The organism is Adhaeribacter sp. (assembly GCF_057359045.1).
The window spans coordinates 1-13959 of record NZ_JBMQUD010000133.1; the positions used below are offsets into that span (position 1 = coordinate 1).

The window sequence follows — 13959 nt, forward strand, 5'->3', positions numbered from 1 at the left end:
CTATGGGCAGATAATACCCGTAGAAAGTCGTTTTTAATACCCACGTATAGACTGGTCATGCCGGTACAGCCGTTTGGATCAGTTACCATTACCGTATACAAACCGGGCGAAGCTGCCGGAATATCCTGCATACTTAAGCCGGCATTCCAGCGGTAGGTGTAAGGAGCCGTGCCACCCATCACGGTTAAATCAATGGCCCCTGCTCCGGCTATAACACCCCACATGCCGTACCAGGGTTCCGCTTGCGTAACTTTCGTCGTTAAAGCTAAGGTACAGCCACCACCCGGATTTGGATTATCACCATTTACCATGAATGTTATTTCAGCAGTGGCTGAGTTATAATTAGCATCGCCAGCTTGGGTAGCTCTTACTTTTACCGCTCCCACTCCAGTTAAAGTAACCATATTACCAGATATAGTAGCCGGCCCCGAAACAATGCTGTAGGTAACTGGTAAAGGGTAATTAATACCGGCTGGGGAACCAACAATGGCTTCGATTGTAAACGGAGCGTCTCCCTGGATTTTATCCGGAATGGGTGTAAACATAATATACAGTGGGGCTTTCTCTGCTATAAAGCTTATCTCAACTGGCTCAGCGGGGGCATATTCAACGCCGGGCTGCGTGGAATCAGTGCCGGGCTGTGTAGCTCTGACTACAATTCTCCCTGCTCCGGTAACAAGAAGCGCACTACCCGCCACGACAGCCGGACCGGATACTACCTGGTAGAAAACCCGCAGCCCGGAACTGGCGATAGCCCGTAAGAGAATGGAGCTGTTTATAAAAACCGGTCCAGGTATATCTGGGAAAGTGATAGTCTGTGTCCTGAGAGGAGAATTAACCAAGAAAGACCGTTGAACTGCCGGTGCCGGATTATACACATCATTACCGGCCTGCATAGCCTGCACTGTAACTAAACCCACTCCCGTGAGGGTAAGCATATTGCCCGAAAGGGTAGCCGGACCAGATACAACGCTAAAGGTTAACGGCAAACCAGAAGTGGCAGTGGCATTTAAACTAAATGGGGGATCACCAAAAGTTCTGGCCGGTGGCTGGGTAAAGGTTATGGTCTGGTTTTGTTTGGAGACATTTAGAGTAAGATTAACAGTAGTTGTTTGGCTTGGAGAACCATTATCTGTAGCTTTCAAAGTAATGGTATGGGTACCAACGTTGCAGGCAGCACCGGTTATCCGCAAGTTTACCGTGGATACGACACCATTGGTTACCGTATTAGTTACACTACATAAGCCTCTGGTATCTACCTGGGTTGTTACTACCTGACCAACTTCTGGCCCAATAAACTGGAGTGCTACATTTGCGGTATCTCCTACATTAACCGTAATGGTGTTAGCAGGGGGCAGGCCACTTACACTAGGCGGAATATTAACTACAGTACCGGTATTGCCCACGTTAAAGTTAAAGCATTTATTATCTAAATAATTAATGCCATCATTGTTGCCACCGGGTCCGTCGTAAGCTGAATTATTTAAATTAAACCGGCCTACCTGAACGTAGTTAATATTGTTCCCCTTGTTTATTCCTACTGTAGCTGGTGTTCCGCCAAAACCATTTATACCACCAGAAGCACTCCCGGTGGTCCATTGCATATCTTTATAAAAGAAAGCCGTATTATTTCCAGCTCCAATAATGGGGTCTAAGCCATTGGTAATTACAATCTGGAAAGTATTACGCTTATCAACCATGTTACTAAAGTAACCTACACCATCCCAGGTAACAATAACGTTTGAGCCAGAGACCTTATAATAAATAGCCCCGCCAGCAGTATTTCTTGTATCTACATCTGCCCAAAAAGCGGCTACCATAGGAATATTAATCGGGAACCCACTCGCATTATAGGTACCTAGCGGAGCTGTAAAGGTTAAATTACCATTGGTATTAATCCAAAACTGCGTGTAATTAGTACCATACAAATTATAATTAAACGGCAACGCTATTGGTCCAAAAGAACCATCATCGTTTCGGGGAACAGCCGTGTAGCTATTATCGCGAGGAATAAAACAGTTTCCATCTTCCAAAGCCGCATTATAGGCCAAAGGCACAACAGTGTTGGATAGAACCCTTGCTCCTGCTGAATTCGCCGCAGTTTGGTTAACAGTCCCATAACTCCGACTAGCTAGCTCTTTTCTTTGGGTATAGCTCGGATCTGAATTGGCCGGATCGGTAACAGTTTGCGCTTTTAAGCTATCAGGAAACTGTGTTAACAAAAAAATAAATAAAAAGATCTTTAAGTAAGCTTTCATACCATATAATTAAATTTCAATAAGTTGATTTTGTTATGAATGTTAATGGAAATTAAACGGGGGGGGGGAGCAAGAATATTAAATAAAGTAGTTAACTACAGGCCTTTAACTAATTAACCAAAATAGTTAGAGCACATAGGCCTTATAGCTAATTTGATTCAAGAAGAATTAAAAAAATGTATCGCACAAATACGTTGGATGAGTAGCCATCAGATAATATTATTTGCATTCCCAGCCTATTTTAATAAGTATTGATACCTATCTCTGAACTCTAAAAGCTTAAATAAATTGGTGCTTTAGTGTATATTAGCAAATCTTACCCCTGTAGCAAACACAGTATGATAGTTTGCCTATTCGGGTACTTTTAAATTATTCAAATATTATTTTTTGCTTTAATACTTTGATTCAGGAACAAACACAAGTAATAAAAGCAAATTATAAGTAGCAATACCTAAAATTGAGTATTTATCAAATATATATTGATTATATTCAAAAAGACATTTAATTTTTATAATATTTTTATTATAAGATATAACTATTTTAAACTATAGCTAAAATAGTTAAATAAGGATAATTTCTGTAGAGGATCATTTTAGTTATATGATACCAGTTAGTAGTAAAGCGCTGCCAAGCTAATACTATAAATTATTCACACTCTACTCGTTAATCCGGAGAAATCTTCTGCATGGAGGGCATTATCGCCAAATATCAGAGCTGGTTAATAACATGTTACAAACCTATGCAGAAGCTTCTTTTAAAATTCTTGAAATTCTACAGAAGGACTGATGGGAACAACCATTTGTTGGACAGCCAGACAAACCTATATTTACTATTTGGCATATTTTGCTAAGCTTAGACAATTGCCAAATCAATCACCTAAACTATATTTACCACCATGGTTGAACCCTAAATTTTATAAGTTTCAATTGTGTAGCTATTTGACAAGAAGCTCTTAGTAGGCAAACAACCAATAGAGCAATATCTACGCTTAACTTATCGGCACTTTCCGTAAAATGGCTTCAATAAAGTCTTTCGTTTTAATATCTTCGGCTTCGGCTTCGTAGTTTAAAATAATACGGTGGTTAAGTACGTCGGCGGCTACGTCTTTAATATCTTCGGGCAATACGTAATCGCGCTCATCGAAAAAGGCTACGGCTTTGGCCGCCAGGTTTAAAGCAATACTGGCCCGCGGCGATACGCCAAACTGAATGTACTCGGCAAATTCGGCCAAATCGTAATCGGCGGGCCGGCGGGTCGCAAACACCAACTCTATTATATAACGTTCCAGGGTTTCCGAAATCTGTACCTGGTTTATTTCGTGGCGGATAGCAAAAATATCGGCTTTGGTCAGTATGGTATTTACCTCGCTGCTAAACGACATATTGGCCATGCGGCGCATTACTTCCAGCTCGTCGGCTTTGCTCAGGTAATTTACAAATACCTTCATCATAAAGCGGTCTACCTGGGCTTCGGGCAACGGATAGGTTCCCTCCTGCTCTACGGGGTTTTGGGTAGCTAATACTAAAAACGGCAAATCGAGCTTAAATGTGGTTTCGCCAATAGTTACCTGCTTCTCCTGCATAGCCTCCAGCAAAGCCGATTGCACTTTGGCCGGCGAACGGTTTACCTCATCGGCCAATAGCAAATTCGCAAAAATAGGCCCTTTTTTTACTTCAAACGCTGAGGAGTTCTGGTTGTAAATCATGGTGCCAATCAGGTCGGAGGGCAATAAATCGGGCGTGAACTGAATGCGCTGAAAATCGAGGTGCAGCACCTTAGACAGGGTATTAATGGTAAGCGTTTTGGCCAAACCCGGCACGCCTTCGAGCAAAATATGGCCATTGGTAAATAACCCAATAAGCAGGCGGTTTACCATGTATTGCTGGCCTACAATTACTTTACCTACTTCATCAAACACTTGCTTTATTTTAAGCTGATGTTCGCGAATGCGTTCCTGGTACGATATTTCTTCTGTTTCCATGCCTGAATTATTGCCTGGTTAAGCCAAAAGCTTATGACCTGGGCTTACCACTTTTTAAAAATAAAAAACACCGCCAGCACAATTAAGCCAAAGCCTACCAAATGGTTCCAGGCCAGTTTATCGGTTTTAAACACCAAAACCGTAACCAGGGTAAACACCACCAGCGATATGGCTTCCTGAATCGTTTTCAGCTCGAACAAAGAATAAGGTCCGCCGTTGCCGTTAAACCCAATTTTATTGGCTGGTACCTGAAAAACATACTCAAAAAAAGCCAAACCCCAGCTTATTAAAATAATAACAAAAATGCCGGTATGTTGCAGCCACCCCAGCTTTTTAAATTGTAAATGACCGTACCAGGCAAACGTCATAAATACGTTTGAAAGTATAAGCAAAACAATGGTTAAAAATCCTTTCATGTTACAAGCCAGCTTAACCAGAACCTGATTCTATCTTTTGGCAGGTAAATTTATAAAATAAGAACAGAATAATTTAACCTCCGGATTAAACTCCTATGCTAAATACAAGTTTGGTGCTTTTACTGGCCTAAACCACGCAGCCGTTAATTAAATAGTATCTATGGTAATCTCGTAACTTTGAATAGGCTTGTTTTCCTGGTCTACGTTTTTCTTTTTCAGTTCTAAGGTTACGGTATAGTTACCCCATTTATATTTGGTCTGACTTCCCTCTTTAGAATTGCTGGCACTTAGCCGGCGCATATTTTTACTGGCCACTTGCCGTTTTAAACCCTCGTAAGTTTTAACATCCAGTGTAGAGTAAGACAAAGCCAAACACTTGTTATCTTTATAATAATACACAAGCCAGAACTGAGCAAAACTATTAGATTGCTCCAAGGGCGAGTGCTTGTAAACCAGCCGGCCGGCCTGGTTGCCGGTTGGCATTTTGGCTTCGTTCAGCACCCAGCTTTTTTCGGCAATATAACTACTCACTGCCGCCGAATCGCGTTTGGTTAAACTTAAAAGTTGGTCCAGGTTAAAACTTTGTGCCACGGAGGGCAAGGAACATAAAAGAAAAGATAAAAATAAAATTATACGCATGCTACTCATTTTTAAAGCCCCAAGATTACACTTCGGATTAAAATACAATATTAGCACTTTTAACCCAACTTAGAAAAATATAATTTCTATAATTCGGACTTTTTTTCGCATTTTTTCCGAAAACCGGAAATTACCCGTTTACTTTATCCGTAACCAGCTCTATTTACCGCTGCTGCCACAACTACTTTCCCTTATAAAATTTGGTTTTACTACTTAATTAAGTGGTATTATACCGGGCAAATTAACTCTAAATATTACTTGGTCTTGCTAATGCCGCCCTGATGGGTAATCTTAAATATCAAGCCACAACTGTTTTCTGCCGATTAAAATCAGGCTGATTCTCTTGCTCATTATGGCTAGCGCATTTATTAACCTTGTGATTTTAAAACCCTTATCTGCATTACCTAAAATTTAAGCTGCTTTACACCCCATATAAATTTAATAAATAAATAATATTACTTTAATATTTAGATTAGTAAGTTTATACCGGAGCTAACGTATTATTTTTCAGCTTTATAAGTTACCCATTTTTTATTTGTGCAATACAAGTCTATGGGTTATGCAACAACTTTAGTTATTTAGTAAAGCGTAAAATATTTCTACAACTCAGAAAATATCCTCCAGTTCTAGTGGCTTTGGTTTAGTTCTTGCTGTTATAATATTAGTTTATTAAAATATATAAATAAAGTATAGATGGAGGGGGATATACGTAATAAACCGCAGAAAAATAAAAAGCTCGGCTTTAAAGCTAGTCACTACACCGTGGCCGGCATTGTGGGAATATTTGGAGGCTTTTTTTTGCAAGGACCAGATTTTCCTTTACAACCCGGCGCTACTTTCTCGGTGAAATCTTTTATCAGCTACGCTATTCTGTCGGTTGTAGCCATTCTGGTGGTTATGCGCCTAAACCGCAAGCGCGAATAAATAACTTTATTACCAATATTTGCTGATAATATATGCGACTGCACCAGCTAATGTACATGGCCCGAATAAATATACCTCAGATACCTGATTTTTTTAAAACTGGTTTTAAAATTATTTGCTATTCAGGTCAGGAAGTTTAAGAAACTGCTTCGCTCTTCTGTTTCTATTAGCATCTGGCGGCATGGGAAGTGTTATGGCTGCCCATGCTAATGCTCCTGCTGAGCTACTCTCTGGTGCCTCTGCCGCGAGGGCGCGATTTTATTTATAAAATGCTAAACAACTTCTAAGTATTATTCTAAAAATACAAAGTATAATTTAGCTGGTTATCTATCCGGGCAATACAGGTTTCCAGTACTTGCTTATCAACGCCTTTGCTTTCCAGAATTTCTACTCTTTTTAAAATACTTGCGCACTCATCCAGGTCAAGCTTATCAAAATTGGGAATATGCAGGGGCAATTTACCAGGTTTATTTTCGGCGGAGGTTTCTTCTAATGTTATCATACGTACGCTTTAATTCTTTTTAAAGAAACTAATTAAAGTTAGTTTTCCTCTCCCGAATTGGTGCATTTAAGTATCTTACCGGTAAAAATGAGTAATGTTACCGCACTAGTGCTGCGTACTTATCAGCCAGACTAAGTATAAAGGATAAATATAATCTCCGTAAATATTACTGGCTTAAATAAGTCCTTATATTAGCTGGCCAGCCTGGTTATCTTATTTTTAGTCTTTCTATTCAGAATGCTTTTAATAAAAATCTAAGTTCTTGCTTGGCAGAACCAAAAGAACTTATTTGTATTCAGCAGCGTTTTATTACAAAATTGTACCAATGACAAACACAACTTTAACGCACCAGCAAGAAGAATTGATAGAAAGGTTGGGTGTGCTGTATGAGCGTACTGGCCTACCACCTGCTTCGGCCCGTTTATTGGCACTTTTATTAGTAGCCGATAAAAACGAACTTACCTTTGATGAGATTAGAGAAGCCCTGCAATTAAGTAAAAGCGCTACCAGCAACGCCCTTAATATGCTACTTAATTCTGAAAAAGTAGAGTACATAACCATACACGGCGATCGGAAACGCTATTTCCGGAGCCGGTTACGGGAATTACAAGACAGCTTAAAAGGTGTACTGCACGGCATGAATGCGCATAGTGCTATATTAAAAGAAGTACTGCAGCAGCGGCCGGCTCAAACAAAAGAGTTTAATCTAAAGCTAAACGAGCTTATTGGTTTTATAGATTATATACGCGATCATTTGCCGCAAATATTTGCCCAATGGGAAGCACAAAAAGAAAAAACCAACGGCCATTAATTTTAAACAAGATATTTCTACAAACAAAAAAGCTCCTGGTAATTAAGCCGGAAGCTTTTTTTTATAAATAAGTAACCATGCCTAAAAGCACTTGTTAGGTATGCTTAGCCAAAGCTTCTTTTAAGTACCTTTAATTAATAGTATACTTTCTTTTTAAGATTATCATAAAAAATGAAGATGTCCTTCTCGCCATGAGGAACTCCATAAAATCATCAGACCAGATAGAATATATAAATTTTAATTTTTCACCTGTTCTATTTCACCTGTTCTATTTATAAGCCATTCATCTCTCTTAATATATCTTGTTTTTTCCCCAAATCCATTATAACACTACTGAAATCTAATATCCCATTCTTTAGTTTTTCTTTTCTTTCATAATAAGATTTCGAGCCTGTTTTTAAATAACCTCCCCAATTTTCACTCGTTTCGAAAAAGCCTGCTCCTTGGTTTGTGCCCGCACAAATAGAAAGATGGTCTATAGCAAACGAAAGTATACTAATCTTCTGCGAGGGAACAGGCCGTGAGGAAGATGATTTAAGATGTATGTTAAGCCTTCAATTTGTTCTTTTTTGACGCTTTTGCTTTTTTGTTATAATCTAAACACAAATCCATCCAGTAGGCAAACGCTTCTCCCGACTTAAATCCGGTTGGGTTTATATAACAGAAGCCTTTGTAGTCTTTTTCATTCATAATCATGGGCTGGTAACCGTTCTTTTCGGCAAATTCTGTTTGCAAACCCGGATCAAAACGGCACATCAGGTCCTCGCCGCTTACGCAAACACACATTTTGTCGTTTACCATAAACGTAAGCCCCCCAAACATTAACTTTTCTTCGACCTTTAGCTCCGGAAATTTTACCAGATATTCCCTAATTTGGTCTGCCAGGTTGGTGTCGTGCGCCATACAAAATAGTACTTTAAGTTATTGCCAAAAAAGATTAAAAGTAAGGGGTGCAAGAAGGGCACATTCATTACAAAGCCGGTAATATTTGCTGAATAGGTGTTTCGCCTTTAAAAGCTTTTACCAAACGACCTTCTGCAGAATAAATAAACATACTCGGCGACTCCATGGGGCCTACCGTATTTAAGATATCATTTATAGAAGCTTGGGCAAATACAAAATTTGGTTCAAACGCCAGCTTGTATTCCTGTGCAAATTTAGTTAGTTGCGCCGGCGGGTAATTGGTAATAAAATAAACCTGGTACTCCCGAAAAGCTGGTAGATTTTCCCGGATCTGTACTGTTTCGCGCTGGCAATGGTCGCAATCGGGCTGAAAAAAGAACAAGATGGTTTTACCGGTCAGGCTGTTGGCCATTAGTTGAGTACCGTCTGGTTTAATTAAAGGCAAATTTGGTAAATCAGTAGCGGGCGCACTGGCAATAGACTGATTATTTTTAGTAGGCGAGCTGCTCTTGGTTATTGGTTCATTATTTTCGGGCAAGTTGTTTTGGCGGTTAGTACAACTGCTGGTAGCCACCCATAAAAATACCTGAATTAAAAATATGCATTTTCTCATGCCCTAAATTTATTAGTTTTCAACTTTTATCTGTTTTTATTTTATAATTAACGCTAATACAAAGAAGAAAATGAAGCAATTTATCGGCATTTTTATTATTTGTATTTTCTTCTCGGATTGTAGTGAACGCAATAAATGTTATCAACAAACTGGTACAGTTAACAAAACCGAAGAATACAAATTGAAGAACATGGGTTGGATAAACTTAAAAGATAAAGAAAGAGTTGACGGTTACACTAGAATGGGAGACTCAATATTTGGAGGAGAAACAGCTTGTAATTTAAAACCTCTTAAAGGAATCGATATTGATACCTTTTCAGTACTAGCAGGAACACAGTATGCAAAAGATAAAAATCACGTTTATTACCCTTTAGAAGTTATTTGTACAGACTATTCTGCTTATGGAGTTTGCCATTATGTAAAAATAATTGTTAAAAATGCGAACCCCAGCTCTTTTAGCTATTTAGGAAAAGAATACGCAACAGACGGACAGAATGTATACTTCCGAGGAGAATTAATAGATGAAGCAGACGGAGCAACCTTTAAGGTTATTAATGGTCCTCAATTCTTTTTCTTTGCCACAGATAAAAAGAGTGTTTATAAGCACAAGAAAATATTTACAGGAGCAGACCCGAACACATTTTATTATGACAAATACGATTCTAGAAATATTGATAAAGAATATATTCAAGAAAACATAATCGGGGATAAAACCAATGAATGGAAATTTATTCCACCTGATTCAATACAGAAAGTTGAAAAGAGATAAATACTACCAGGACTAACATCTTAGCTTTGCCGCTATTTACATAAAATTAATACCATGCACCCGCGCCTCGAAATAAATTATTGTACCCAATGCCGCTGGCTTTTACGGGCCGCCTGGATGGCCCAGGAAATATTAACCACTTTCGAAACCGAAATGGGCGAGGTAGCTTTGGTACCCGGTACCGGCGGCGTTTTTGATGTACGGCTAAACGGCGAACTGATTTATTCCCGCAAAGCAGCCGGCCGCTTTCCCGAATCAAAAGAACTAAAACAACTTATCCGCGACCGCATTGCTCCCGAAAAACCACTGGGCCACAGCGACCGCCAGCAACCTGGTTAAGCTACCCAAACTAGTACTGGTTAAACTTAGCGCAACGCTGGTAAATTAGCCAGTATAACCTAACTTTTAAAAGGCCGGTGCGTTTTATCCCAAACCTTATGTTGCCGGAATGGTTATTCTGGTAATAAAACCGCCTTTAAATTTATTTATGGAATTACGCGAAGTTACCGACCAGGAAAATACCAATTGGGTTTGTGTACAGGCTTTAAGCGGCCTGAAAAAAGAAGCCGCCAAAATAGCCGCCGACCGGCTAGAAACAGAAAACGGGGAAGTACCGGTAGTTTGTACGCCCAGCGGCGGGGCCCAAACCGTGCGGCTGCAACTTAAACGCGATTGGGTCGATAACCTTTCTGACGAACAATTGCTGGCTGCTATTGCTGCTGCTCGCGCTTAAGCTTTGCCTTAACCGGAGTTTACTACTTAGAATAAAATATTTAAATTAGCAATCCGTTTTACTACCGATGTCTAAATTTAAAACTTACCTGAAAAAGCTAGGCGTAGCCGGGTTCCTTTTCTTTCTGATAAAAGGACTAATCTGGCTATTTATTTTTTTGGGTGGCGCTAAATTAATCTTCGATTAAAAACCTGCTTCTTTTCTATTTTTATTTTGCCGGCTATTTTCCTTTTCTAAGCCGGGTTACTTCGGTTAAATATTCGCTTACAACTGCTTTTACCCTAATTTCTTTAAACCCACAAACACCTCAATATGTGCACTTTACTGCTTATTCTGTTTGGTTTAAGGTAATTGTGGGGTAACTAAGCACCGGAATTTAAGGTACAAAGGCAGCAAACTGCCGGCTGCTTTTATGGCAATTATTGCTGTTTACAACCGAAAAAACTTTAATCTACTGCTTGCCCATGAGTAAACATACCTATGATTTTGGCCTGATTGGCAATTGTGCTTACCTGGCTTTAATTGGCCGAGACACCAATATTTCCTGGATGTGCTGGCCGCGTTTCGACTCAAGTTTTATTTTTGGCAAGCTCCTCGACCGGCAAAAAGGCGGTGAATTTTCGGTGCGACCTTCGGAGCCTAATTTTCGCTGCAACCAGTATTATATCGAAAACACCAATGTGTTATGCACCGAGATTGAGAGCATTCACGGGCGGTACCGCGTTACTGATTTTGCGCCCCGCTTTCAGCAACACCAACGCTACTTTAAACCGCTAATGCTCATTCGCAAAATAGAGCCGCTCTCGGGTACACCGCACATAAAGGTTACGTGTAATCCAGTGGGCGGGTACGGCAGTATTCGCCCCGACCAGGTTAGAGGCAGCAACCACATTGGGTACCTGGGTTTAGAAGAGCAAGTACGCCTTACGACCAATGTGTCGCTTACGTATATTATAGATGAACAACCTTTTGTATTAAACGAAACCAAATACCTGGTGCTTACTTTTGGCGAGCCCATGGAAGCACCCCTGGTAACCACCGCCGAAGAGTTTCTGGTAAAAACCTTAGATTATTGGCGCAAATGGGTAAAAAGCACCAGCATCAGCAATTATTACCAATCCCAGGTTATCCGGTCGGCTTTGGCCTTAAAAATTCACCAGTACGAAGATACCGGCGCTATAATTGCTGCCAGCACTACCAGTTTACCCGAAGCCCCGCACAGTACCCGCAACTGGGATTACCGTTTCTGCTGGATGCGCGACAGTTATTACATTTTAACGGCCTTTAACAATATTGGGCATTTCGAAGAAATGGAGCGCTATTTCCATTACATCGCCAATGTATCGGTACAGGCCCAGGACCGGTTTCAGCCGCTTTATGCCATTAACGGCGCCAGCAAATTAATTGAACAGGAACTGGATCTGGAAGGTTATTTGGGTAACCAGCCGGTCCGGATTGGCAACGATGCCTATACCCATATTCAGAACGATGTGTACGGCCAGGTACTCGTGGCTTTGCTACCCTTGTATGTAGACCGCCGATTTATTGATGCCGGCCGGGCCGATTCAGAAAAACTGATTTACCATACTCTGCACAAACTGGAAAAATACCTGCATGAGCCCGATGCCGGCCTGTGGGAATTCCGGAACCTGAAACAACTACACTGTTATACGTTTTTATTTCATTGGGCAGGCGCCAACGCCGCCTCTAAAATTGGCCAATATATTAAAGACGACACGCTGATTAGTTTGGGTAACCGGCTACGCCAGGAGGCCGCCGGCCGCATAGAAGAGTGTTTAGACCGCGAACGCGGTGTTTATACCAATGCCGTAGGTTCGCCGCATCTGGATGCCAGTACCATGCAACTTATTATGATGGGTTATTTAGATCCTAACTCAGAACTGGCCCGCAGTCACCTGCGCAACCTGGAAAAAGAACTTAAAACCCCCGAAGGCCTCTTTTACCGGTATCGCCACGCCGATGATTTTGGTACCCCGGAAACCACTTTCCTGATTTGTTCTTTCTGGTACATAGAGGCGCTGGCTTGTGTGGGCCGGATTGATGAAGCCATGCGGGAATTTGAAAGAATATTACAGTATACCAACCACCTGGGCTTGCTCAGCGAAGACGTAGACGCCAAAACCGGTAGCCAGTGGGGCAATTTTCCGCAGGCTTATAGCCACGTGGGCTTGGTAAATGCTGCTTACCGGATTTCTAAAAAATTGGATCGGCCCAACTTTTTGTAGCCATCCGTATTGGTAAGCAGCCCAATTATCTTTGGGGAAGTGCCATTAAGGTTTGCCCTGGCTGCGTTTTTTTACCGGCAAGCAGTTGGGTAAAAGCTAAAAAATTAGCGCTGATAATACTTATTCGGGAAAAATGCTAAACCCGCTTAAGGCGACAATAACCAAGTAATACTGCTAAATTTTCCCTGCTCAGAATATTCAGGTATCAACCTAATTCTTCAGGACAACGGCATAAATAAATTATCGGGGTAGCACCAGGCCCAATCTTCGCGGGGTTCAGCGGAAGTGACCACCGGATGCCCCGTTTGCTGGTAGTGTTTGGTGGCGTGCATGTTAGGCGAAGAATCGCAGCAATGGGTTTTGCCGCAGGTTTGGCAAGTACGCAAGTGTACCCAGGTGCCACCCATGGTTATGCATTCGTCGCATTGGGGCACGATTGCTTTTTTTATTTCCTGGTCTTGCGGCAAATGAATACAGGTTTTAACGCGAATGGCCATATTTTTTAGTACGCAGATATTTAAAATACGATCTTAGGTTGTTCATTCTTATCTAGCCTTTATTCTTTTAAAACGAACAACCAAAATACAAAGGTTGATTATTTACCGAAATACCTATTTTATTAAAATAAGACCATTTAAGTACTTAAACAATGACTATCGCTAGCCTCAGGCCCCTAATTACCAAGCATCAAATTAGATTTCCAGAAGTGCCCTTCTACTTTAATCCGGATATTACTTTAACTAATTATAATCTGGGGGTTTATTTGTTTTAGTTGGGCGTAAAACCGGGTTTTGTCTTCGTCTTTTAAAGAAATAATTACAAAATCGAATTTGCCGTATTTAATTTCCTGCCGGTCTAAAGACAAAGCCGGTGAAGAAATAATATTGCTGGTTGGCTGAATACTGCGTATTTGAGCTATGGGTATCACCTGGTGAAATAAAAATCCGCACGTTACCAGCAGTTTATCTGCTTTTATTTCGTAGTACGTGCGCGTAAAAATAGATAGAGGCAAGCCGGCCGTTAAAAGCATAATTGCCACACCAAACCACAGGCCTTGCGCCAGCATAAACCCCAAAGGTACCACCAAAGCCACTACCATAAATAGTACTAACCCCGGGCTAACTTTAGATCGGTAAATAGTTTGGGCAACGGCAGCAACCATAC

15 protein-coding genes are annotated in these 13959 nt (G+C 40.8%); 6 read left to right on the forward strand and 9 right to left on the reverse strand.

Translation table 11 applies throughout. From position 1 onward, the window contains the following. The 4 genes from ACO1R6_RS21250 to ACO1R6_RS21265 all read right to left on the reverse strand — a co-directional run. A partial coding sequence (locus ACO1R6_RS21250) for a nidogen-like domain-containing protein (RefSeq protein WP_486267124.1) occupies window positions 1-2057 on the reverse strand: 2057 nt, incomplete at its 3' end. Between the two features lie 1189 nt (window positions 2058-3246). After that, entirely contained in the window at window positions 3247-4239 is a 993-nt protein-coding gene (locus ACO1R6_RS21255; protein ID WP_486267125.1) for an AAA family ATPase, read from the reverse strand. Window positions 4240-4283: 44 nt separating this feature from the next. Continuing rightward, window positions 4284-4655, reverse strand: coding sequence for a DMT family protein (locus ACO1R6_RS21260; protein ID WP_486267126.1), 372 nt, complete (start codon window positions 4653-4655; stop codon window positions 4284-4286). Window positions 4656-4802: 147 nt separating this feature from the next. After that, window positions 4803-5294, reverse strand: coding sequence for a hypothetical protein (locus ACO1R6_RS21265; RefSeq protein ID WP_486267127.1), 492 nt, complete (start codon window positions 5292-5294; stop codon window positions 4803-4805). A gap of 693 nt (window positions 5295-5987) precedes the next feature. Here ACO1R6_RS21265 and ACO1R6_RS21270 point away from each other — a divergent pair. Then, the gene (locus ACO1R6_RS21270; protein WP_486267128.1) at window positions 5988-6218 is read left to right on the forward strand and encodes a hypothetical protein; all 231 of its coding nucleotides are present in this window, start codon (window positions 5988-5990) and stop codon (window positions 6216-6218) included. 295 nt (window positions 6219-6513) lie between these two features. Here the strand turns inward: ACO1R6_RS21270 and ACO1R6_RS21275 are convergent, their stop codons facing one another. After that, on the reverse strand, window positions 6514-6720 hold the full coding sequence (locus ACO1R6_RS21275) for a hypothetical protein (RefSeq protein WP_486267129.1): 207 nt from the start codon (window positions 6718-6720) through the stop codon (window positions 6514-6516). 325 nt (window positions 6721-7045) lie between these two features. On the opposite strand from ACO1R6_RS21275, the gene ACO1R6_RS21280 reads away from it, so the two are divergent. Next, entirely contained in the window at window positions 7046-7531 is a 486-nt protein-coding gene (locus tag ACO1R6_RS21280; protein WP_486267130.1) for a GbsR/MarR family transcriptional regulator, read from the forward strand. 546 nt (window positions 7532-8077) lie between these two features. On the opposite strand, the gene ACO1R6_RS21285 is transcribed toward ACO1R6_RS21280, so the two are convergent. Next, on the reverse strand, window positions 8078-8434 hold the full coding sequence (locus tag ACO1R6_RS21285; RefSeq protein ID WP_486267131.1) for a TfoX/Sxy family protein: 357 nt from the start codon (window positions 8432-8434) through the stop codon (window positions 8078-8080). A gap of 67 nt (window positions 8435-8501) precedes the next feature. Next, window positions 8502-9047, reverse strand: a complete 546-nt coding sequence (locus tag ACO1R6_RS21290) for a peroxiredoxin family protein (protein ID WP_486267132.1) — start codon at window positions 9045-9047, stop codon at window positions 8502-8504. A gap of 70 nt (window positions 9048-9117) precedes the next feature. Here ACO1R6_RS21290 and ACO1R6_RS21295 point away from each other — a divergent pair, with 70 nt between their 5' ends. The 4 genes from ACO1R6_RS21295 (at window position 9118) to ACO1R6_RS21310 (ending at window position 12795) form a co-directional block, all read left to right on the forward strand. Further along, on the forward strand, window positions 9118-9816 hold the full coding sequence (locus ACO1R6_RS21295) for a DKNYY domain-containing protein (RefSeq protein WP_486267133.1): 699 nt from the start codon (window positions 9118-9120) through the stop codon (window positions 9814-9816). A 54-nt stretch (window positions 9817-9870) separates the two neighbouring features. Beyond that, on the forward strand, window positions 9871-10155 hold the full coding sequence (locus ACO1R6_RS21300; RefSeq protein WP_486267134.1) for an Rdx family protein: 285 nt from the start codon (window positions 9871-9873) through the stop codon (window positions 10153-10155). A gap of 148 nt (window positions 10156-10303) precedes the next feature. Beyond that, entirely contained in the window at window positions 10304-10549 is a 246-nt protein-coding gene (locus ACO1R6_RS21305) for a hypothetical protein (protein WP_486267135.1), read from the forward strand. A gap of 464 nt (window positions 10550-11013) precedes the next feature. Next, a complete protein-coding gene (locus tag ACO1R6_RS21310) occupies window positions 11014-12795 on the forward strand; it encodes a glycoside hydrolase family 15 protein (RefSeq protein WP_486267136.1) in 1782 nt (593 codons plus the stop codon). Between the two features lie 218 nt (window positions 12796-13013). On the opposite strand, the gene ACO1R6_RS21315 is transcribed toward ACO1R6_RS21310, so the two are convergent. Next, window positions 13014-13292 (reverse strand): UBP-type zinc finger domain-containing protein, encoded by a 279-nt coding sequence (locus ACO1R6_RS21315; protein ID WP_486267137.1) that lies wholly within the window; start codon window positions 13290-13292, stop codon window positions 13014-13016. A 239-nt stretch (window positions 13293-13531) separates the two neighbouring features. Beyond that, window positions 13532-13957 (reverse strand): PH domain-containing protein, encoded by a 426-nt coding sequence (locus ACO1R6_RS21320; protein ID WP_486267138.1) that lies wholly within the window; start codon window positions 13955-13957, stop codon window positions 13532-13534. Window positions 13958-13959 lie beyond the last annotated feature (2 nt).